Source organism: Corynebacterium striatum ATCC 6940, from assembly GCF_000159135.1.
GTDB classification, from domain to species: domain Bacteria; phylum Actinomycetota; class Actinomycetes; order Mycobacteriales; family Mycobacteriaceae; genus Corynebacterium; species Corynebacterium striatum.
The window spans coordinates 1-1791 of record NZ_GG667536.1 but is presented as its reverse complement, the minus strand read 5'-3'; the positions used below and the strand labels follow the sequence as shown (position 1 = coordinate 1791).

The 1791-nt window shown below is 54.1% G+C and carries 1 rRNA gene; it reads right to left on the bottom strand.

Features of this window, described 5'->3' with window-relative positions:
- Positions 1 to 200 precede the first annotated feature (200 nt).
- Positions 201 to 1718: ribosomal RNA gene (locus tag HMPREF0308_RS12610) — 16S ribosomal RNA — on the bottom strand.
- Between the last annotated feature and the right edge of the window lie 73 nt (positions 1719 to 1791).

Here is a 1791-nt window from a genome sequence, read left to right as displayed (position 1 = left end):
CCATGACCGTATCAATGACTGGGCAACACCAGGACAATAATGCCCCAGACACCCAACAATGCACCAACATACAACCACTTTGAATAACCCAACTGTTTAAGGTGTGTCTCCACCCGATTAAAAAAATTGTTGGCAGTACAACACAGCGTGTACTCAACCAACACACCCACAACTGTGGGCACAAAAATAAAGCTCCTTAGAAAGGAGGTGATCCAGCCGCACCTTCCGGTACGGCTACCTTGTTACGACTTCGTCCCAATCGCCGATCCCACCTTCGACAGCTCCCTAACGAGTTTGAGCCACTGGCTTCGGGTGTTACCAACTTTCATGACGTGACGGGCGGTGTGTACAAGGCCCGGGAACGTATTCACCGCAGCGTTGCTGATCTGCGATTACTAGCGACTCCGACTTCATGGGGTCGAGTTGCAGACCCCAATCCGAACTAAGGCCGGCTTTCAGCGATTCGCTCCACCTCACAGTGTCGCTGCGCGTTGTACCGACCATTGTAGCATGTGTGAAGCCCTGGACATAAGGGGCATGATGATTTGACGTCATCCCCACCTTCCTCCGAGTTGACCCCGGCAGTCTCTCATGAGTCCCCAACCAAATGCTGGCAACATAAGACAAGGGTTGCGCTCGTTGCGGGACTTAACCCAACATCTCACGACACGAGCTGACGACAACCATGCACCACCTGTATACAAACCACAAGGGAGGACGTATCTCTACGCCTGTCTTGTATATGTCAAGCCCAGGTAAGGTTCTTCGCGTTGCATCGAATTAATCCACATGCTCCGCCGCTTGTGCGGGCCCCCGTCAATTCCTTTGAGTTTTAGCCTTGCGGCCGTACTCCCCAGGCGGGGCGCTTAATGCGTTAGCTACGGCACAGAAGACGTGGAAGCCCCCTACACCTAGCGCCCACCGTTTACGGCATGGACTACCAGGGTATCTAATCCTGTTCGCTACCCATGCTTTCGCTCCTCAGCGTCAGTTACTGCCCAGAGACCTGCCTTCGCCATCGGTGTTCCTCCTGATATCTGCGCATTTCACCGCTACACCAGGAATTCCAGTCTCCCCTACAGCACTCAAGTCAGCCCGTATCGCCTGCACGCCCGGAGTTAAGCCCCGGAATTTCACAGACGACGCGACAAACCACCTACGAGCTCTTTACGCCCAGTAATTCCGGACAACGCTCGCACCCTACGTATTACCGCGGCTGCTGGCACGTAGTTAGCCGGTGCTTCTTATACAGGTACCGTCACTTACGCTTCGTCCCTGTCGAAAGGAGTTTACAACCCGAAGGCCTTCATCCCCCACGCGGCGTCGCTGCATCAGGCTTCCGCCCATTGTGCAATATTCCCCACTGCTGCCTCCCGTAGGAGTCTGGGCCGTATCTCAGTCCCAATGTGGCCGTACACCCTCTCAGGCCGGCTACCCGTCGACGCCTTGGTAGGCCATTACCCCACCAACAAGCTGATAGGCCGCGAGCTCATCTTGCACCGAAAAAACTTTCCACAACTGACACTAAACAGCTGTCCTATCCGGTATTAGACCCAGTTTCCCAAGCTTATCCCGAAGTGCAAGGCAGATCACCCACGTGTTACTCACCCGTTCGCCACTCGAGTACCCGCAGCAAGCTGCAGGCCTTTCCGTTCGACTTGCATGTGTTAAGCACGCCGCCAGCGTTCGTCCTGAGCCAGGATCAAACTCTCCACAAAAAAATTTCAGCACAAAAGCCAAAAAATCAGGCCGTGAAAAGCCCAAACCTAACAAAAAGACAAACCAACCAAA